The organism is Limnohabitans sp. Rim8 (assembly GCF_945869175.1).
Taxonomy (GTDB): domain Bacteria; phylum Pseudomonadota; class Gammaproteobacteria; order Burkholderiales; family Burkholderiaceae_C; genus Limnohabitans_A.
The window spans coordinates 1-5,794 of record NZ_CAMBNZ010000122.1; the positions used below are offsets into that span (position 1 = coordinate 1).

At 57.4% G+C, this 5,794-nt stretch carries 8 protein-coding genes; 6 read left to right on the forward strand and 2 right to left on the reverse strand.

Features of this window, described 5'->3' with window-relative positions; translation table 11 throughout:
* The 4 genes from Q0O19_RS13595 to Q0O19_RS13610 all read left to right on the forward strand — a co-directional run.
* Positions 1–674, forward strand: a 674-nt coding sequence (locus Q0O19_RS13595) for an EscU/YscU/HrcU family type III secretion system export apparatus switch protein (RefSeq protein ID WP_295523844.1), incomplete at its 5' end; no start/stop codon positions are given.
* Positions 671–2,077, forward strand: a complete 1,407-nt coding sequence (locus tag Q0O19_RS13600) for a hypothetical protein (protein ID WP_295523846.1) — start codon at positions 671–673, stop codon at positions 2,075–2,077. The genes Q0O19_RS13595 and Q0O19_RS13600, both read left to right, overlap by 4 nt.
* 17 nt (positions 2,078–2,094) lie before the next feature.
* Positions 2,095–2,625 (forward strand): hypothetical protein, encoded by a 531-nt coding sequence (locus Q0O19_RS13605; protein ID WP_295523848.1) that lies wholly within the window; start codon positions 2,095–2,097, stop codon positions 2,623–2,625.
* Positions 2,622–3,608, forward strand: coding sequence for a hypothetical protein (locus tag Q0O19_RS13610; protein ID WP_295523850.1), 987 nt, complete (start codon positions 2,622–2,624; stop codon positions 3,606–3,608). The genes Q0O19_RS13605 and Q0O19_RS13610 overlap by 4 nt, the downstream gene beginning before the upstream one ends.
* A 19-nt stretch (positions 3,609–3,627) precedes the next feature.
* Here the strand turns inward: Q0O19_RS13610 and Q0O19_RS13615 are convergent, their stop codons facing one another.
* Together Q0O19_RS13615 and Q0O19_RS13620 are read right to left on the reverse strand one after the other, a co-directional pair.
* On the reverse strand, positions 3,628–4,038 hold the full coding sequence (locus Q0O19_RS13615; protein ID WP_295523852.1) for a surface-adhesin E family protein: 411 nt from the start codon (positions 4,036–4,038) through the stop codon (positions 3,628–3,630).
* Between the two features lie 8 nt (positions 4,039–4,046).
* A complete protein-coding gene (locus Q0O19_RS13620; protein WP_295523854.1) occupies positions 4,047–4,973 on the reverse strand; it encodes a GNAT family N-acetyltransferase in 927 nt (308 codons plus the stop codon).
* A gap of 86 nt (positions 4,974–5,059) precedes the next feature.
* Here Q0O19_RS13620 and Q0O19_RS13625 point away from each other — a divergent pair, with 86 nt between their 5' ends.
* A complete protein-coding gene (locus Q0O19_RS13625; protein ID WP_295523856.1) occupies positions 5,060–5,242 on the forward strand; it encodes a hypothetical protein in 183 nt (60 codons plus the stop codon).
* A 15-nt stretch (positions 5,243–5,257) separates the two neighbouring features.
* Positions 5,258–5,794: motility-associated protein (locus tag Q0O19_RS13630; protein ID WP_366939098.1), on the forward strand; the 537-nt coding region annotated here is incomplete at its 3' end.

Here is a 5,794-nt window from a genome sequence, read left to right on the forward strand (position 1 = left end):
TGATGACCAACATGGAGTCTCTGATTCAAATGGGCCGAATGGGTCTAGAGCCGGCTTTGACGGCCGCGGCGGTCATGATCATGAAATCCACTTTGTGGGTCGCCTTGAGTCTGGCCGTCATTGCGCTGATCGACGTGCCCTACCAAAAATACGCTTTCAACAAAAAGATGCGCATGACCAAACAAGAGGTCAAGGACGAATACAAGCAAATGGAGGGCAGTCCCGAGGTCAAGGCCCAGATCCGCAGGCGTCAACGAGAGATGGCGAACTCGCGCATGATGGCCCGAATCAAAGATGCCGACGTGGTGATCACCAACCCCGAACACTTTGCCGTAGCGCTGGAATACGACCCCACCGGCGACGGTGCGCCCATCATGGTGGCCAAAGGCTCAGACCACATGGCCCAACTCATTCGCGAAGAAGCCAAGGCCCACGGCGTTTACCTGTTTGAAGCCGCGCCCTTGGCCCGCGCCATTTACTTCACCACCGAAGTCGAGCAACAAGTGCCTGAAGACCTCTACCACGCGGTGGCCCAGGTCATTGCCTATGTCTTCAGCCTGGAGGCGGCATCGCCCATGAATCCACCACAAGACAAACCCCGCGTCAAAGTCCCACCCAGCATGCAGTTCAACCCCGACGGCAGTCGGCTTGAGAAAGCTGGAGCCACCGCATGAACATCCAGATCCACCCCGAATCCGCTGCTTTGAACCCCTGCGTCTTCCGTGCAGCCGACCGCATGCGCATCGATGGTTGCGCCAACGCCGTGGCCCACGAAGGTCTGAGTCTGGCGCTGTATTGCCCCTTTGAGGCCCTGCTCGACCACTACATGAATTTGCTGCTGGTGCGCGTGCGCCAGCAAGCCCCAGAGCACAAAATCGAGGTCTATTTCCCGGCCAACACCGACTCTTTGCTGGGCCGCTTCAACGAAGTGCTGGCCAGCCAGTCCCTCAACCAAGCCGTCAAAGCCAACGCCACGGTCCACCAAGCCCAAATCTGGATCGTCCATGACGCCCAGACCTTGCCCGAGAGCGAAATCCAGTTGCTGGCACGATTGATTCAAAATTTTCCGGGGGCCAATATCCGGGCCATTTTGTTGATGTCGGGCAAGCCCAGCGCCCAGAACTCACCTTTGTCGGCCTTTGGACGGAAAATTTTGCGCTGGGACATCGAAGCACCGTCCGAGGAGCAAGCGCAAAACGCGCTCGATCAGGCACGCCAGGACGGCAACTTCAACGCGGTTCAGTCCTTGATTCAGCGCATTCAGAGGCAGCAGCGCCCCGTGGAGGACTCTCCCTTCGACGCCCCCGAGCTGTCGGTTCAAACGCCTGCAGAAAACGCGCGCCCTTCAAGCCCAGTGAGCGACTCCAAACTGCAGCAACAACTGAACACGTTTCAACAACATGGTGCCTCGGCCCTCAAGTCCTGGCGCCTATCGGGCGGGGGAGTCAAGAGCGCTTCGGCCTGGCTTCGCCACAATCACAAGCTGGCACTCGGCGTCGCCTTCGCCTTGGTCATGTCCACCTTCATGATGCTCTGGATTCAACCGGAAGCCTTTGGACTCCAATCGGCCAAACCCGTCGCAGCCGTGCCTCTGACTAGCCCCCAGCTGGCCAGCCCATCGCCAGCCCATACAGCCGCTTCCGCCACACCTTCTGCACCTGCTGCGTCAGAAAACCCCAACACGCCCGGCGCTGCTGCGCAAGTGCCAAGCACTCAGGCACCTGCGCAGGCGGCCATGGCCACGACGCCTGCAGAACCTCTCATTGAGACCCCGGAGGGCACACTGCAAGGCCAAGCTTGGTTGAGGAAGCTCGACGCCAACAGCTTTTTGCTGCAGCACGGCACCGCCAGCAGCTATGCCAAGGTCTTGGACATCCAGCGACGCCATCCGCCCTTGAAGGATGCCCAGATCATTGCGGCCTATCGCCCTGGCGAGAAACTGGCGCACTTTGTGATTGTCTCGGGCCCCTATGGCAACTTGGGTGAAGGCTACGAGGCCTCCAAGCGGCCTGGCATTCCCCGCAGCTGGGTTCGCCCCACTCGCGGTCTGCAAGAGCAACTCAAAAGCCCGACCTGAGCCCTGAAAGCCAAGCCATGAAAAAAAACAGCGCCTCACCCCCAGCACCGCCCGAAAGCACACCCGACACCGGGGTGCCTGAACGGCAAGCCCCCCCCAAAAAGTCCGTTTCGGCCGTCAAGAAAATTGGCGCGAAAGTGCCAGCGCCGCGCAAGTCCAGTGCGCGCCAATCTGCCACCCAGGCCCAAGCACCTGCCGACAAACCTGCAGACTCAAAAGCCCTGACAGATTCAAGTCCTGCGCCAGTGCCCGCCAAAAGAGTGAGGTCAAAGCCGAACAAAGCAGCGGTCAAAACGCCAGCCAAAACCCGGAAAAAACGGTTGGAAAGCCCCGCCCTGCCCATGCCCGAAAATTTGACCCCGATCATGGCCATTCAAACCGCTGAACCGCCGGCCGTGACGCCCCCTGTCGTGAACGACGCCGAACTCTGGGAACAAGGCAGCCCCATCCGGATCCGCATCGCCCAGTTGAGAACACGCAATGCATTTTTGGAAGAGCAATTCCAACGATTGCGCCCCCCCGTCCAAGTCCGAGGAAAGAAAAAATGAGCGAAAACACTTTCAAACCCGCTGAAGAACCCATCGACGCCGCTGAAATCGAGGGCCGAGAATCAGCGGCCATCGAACCTGCAGGCGAAGCGGCACCACCGGCACCCGAACCTGCTGCTGCAAGCAGCCCTGCGCCAGAAAAACCCATGCATGTGGGCATCACCGTGGACCAACGGGCTTACCAACAATACCAATCCTTGGCACAGGTGGTGCTGGATTCAGCCGAGTTGGCCACCAAATCAGCCGAAGCGGCTACCAGCGTGAGCAGCCAGTTGCGACTGGCCACCGAGGAATTCAAGGAAGTCACCGACGCTGGACACAAAAAAGCACGGCTGTTGTTGGCCGTCATGGGTGGCGTCATGGTCATCAGCCTGATTTTCTTTCTCATCATGGGCGTGCGCTTGGTCAGCCGCATCAACCAACTCGACGCCATGCTGATGGCCGTGGGCAAACGCGTGGTGGAACTCAACACGGGCATGGAGTCTCTGGAAGGGGTCAACCAAAGCGTGAAAGAACTGGCCTCGCAACAGGTGGCACTGACAAAGTCTCAAGGCCAAATTGAAGGCCGCATTGACGCCTCCCTCAAACAGTCGGAGAGCTTGGTGCAAAAGGTGCCCAGTGAAACCGCCAAGCAAGTCGCCGCCAGCAGCGACTCGGTGATCCGCCAGGTGCAAGGCATCAACGCCAAATTGCAAACCCAGGCCAATGCGGTGCAGTCACTGGGCAACGAGGTCAAGTCCTTGAAATCGGCTGTGGGCAATGTGGACGGCCTCAAACGTGACGTCGAGGCTTTGGTGACGCTGCAAAAAGAACGCTACCTCGAAACGGTGCAAAAGAACAATACGAACAGCTCACGCGAGCGGGCTGTTCAGTTTCCCCGGTATGGGGGGGCCAAGCCTGGGGAGGCCAATCCACAGACTGGAACGCCTGCTGCGGCAACCACAACGCCAACAACACCTGGAACGCCCGCCAGCAAGCCCTGACAAGGCTTGAGGGGCTGGCTTACTGTATGCAAACCGCGATGTAGGTCAGGACAAAAACGCCGTTGGGTGGGATTTTTCGCCAATAGCCCATTTCGTCCACGGTGAACAATTTTTGTCCGGTCATTTTGGGGCCTGCATAACTGGTCATTTGCCCCAATCGGTGCATTTTGTAATTGCAGTCGTACTCGTTGATGTAGCGCCTGGACCGGACGCCTTGCGCATCCGGCGATTTCAAATCCTGCATTTCCCAAACACGGCGAATGGTGTCTTCTTTTTCAATGGTGTTGCGGTTGACGTACAGGGTCACTTCCTCGGACTCGCCAATACGAGTCCAAGCGTGCGCCACGTTCGGCACCCATACCGTCCACAAAGCCATGCCACTGAGGCCAAGCACCCGCCAGGCGCGCATGGAAAACAAAGGCAAGTTCATGTCTTTTCTCAAAAAAAAGTTCCGGCCAGCGTCGTTGCACGGCCACCCGTCCCCAATTTGAACCGCGAGATGCCAGGCAAATCATGGGTGTTCACGCCCCCCAAGTCGAGCACCTCGATGCCCATGGCCTGAAGGTAAGCCAAAGCCTCCCACAGCAAAGCATTGTGGGCGCTCAGTTGCCGACCTTGTTCATCGGCCCATCCCATATGGTAACTGGCGACTCGGCCGTGGATCAAAAAAAGCATGCCTGCGATCGAGTTTTTGCCCAGTTCTGCATACGCCACCACAAAAGCCTGGCGATGATCCCCCGCCGCAGCGATGTAGGCCTGCACGAAATCGGTGGGCAAACCATGGAACTTTTTGGCTTCACGCTGGTCCAATTCTTTCCCCAGCAGCCATTCGCAGCGCTTCAAGCTCGGCTGCACCTGAAAACGGATTTTTTCGGTCGACAAGGCCTTGGTCAATCGATTGCGCCATTTGCCATCCAAACCGGCTTTCAAACTCGGCAGGCTTTGCTTCAAATCGAGCAGCACGGTGGCATAGCCGGTCATCACACGGGACAAGCCTTGGGTTTCGGCGGGGTCGAGTTGGTCTGCACTTCGGTCTGGAGAAAACAGCACCACTTTCAACCAAGGCACAGGCAAGCTTTGCCGCAAGCGCTTGTAAATCAGCGCACGTTGGTGCGGGGGCACCTGCGGGTGCCACACAGGGCCGCGTGTGCAAGACGCCACCGACAAATAACCCAACACGCGTTTGCACATGAACTGGGCAACAGCCAAGAGCTGCCCCTCTTCCCAGACCATGGCGCGGTGGACCCGGATACCCAGAGCGGTCAAAGCCTCACCGTAAGCCCAAGCTTGCTGCAATGCGCCGTGCTGGGCCGAATGAAATTCTTCCCATTCGGCCTGCGGCAAATCCTCCCATTTCAGATCCATATCGTCATAATAGGCAAAATTTACAAATTCATCTCAAGATACCCTATTTGCGACCGATTTAAAACGGTGTAAATGGAAATTCAACCATGTCAACAAGTCGCGATTCAAGCATCCTTGGGCACGACATCCCTAAAGCCCGTTTGACACCGTCAGGCTGGGCCTGGATAGCGTTGTATTTGGGTTTGCCCGTGCTCTTGCTGGGCAATTTGATGGACTTGTTTTTTCAATGGGCATTGGGTTGGTGCATCGGTGTTTGGTGCATTGTCTAAAACAAAAGGGCCAGCATGTTTTTCTTTATCGGTTTGGCGGTGGTTTTCGGCGCCGTGTTTGGGGGCTACGTCCTCGCGGGCGGCAAAATGGCGCCCATCATCAAGGCCGCGCCTTTTGAGTTCATCATCATTGGCGGCTCCGCCATCGGAGCCTCACTGATTGCGAACAGTTTTCCGGTCTTTAAAGCGGCCATGGGTGGCATTGGCAAATGCATCAAGGGGCCGAGCTTGCACCAAGCCGACTACTTGGCCTTGATGCTTTTGGTGGGCAAGTTGCAAACCGTGATGAAAAAAGAAGGCGTGGTGGCCTTGGAATCACACGTTGAAAACCCAGATTCGAGCGCGATTTTTGGTGAGTTCCCCAAATTGGCCAAAGACCATTCCATTGTGCAGATGATCTGTGATCCCTTGCGTTTGATGGTGATTTCGCAGGGCAACCTGGACGCCGACGCTTTGGATGATTTGATGAAAAAAGCCATCAAGGTCCACCACCACGAAGCCCTGCTCGCACCCGCAGCACTGGCCGGTATTGCCGGTGGTTTGCCTGCGCTG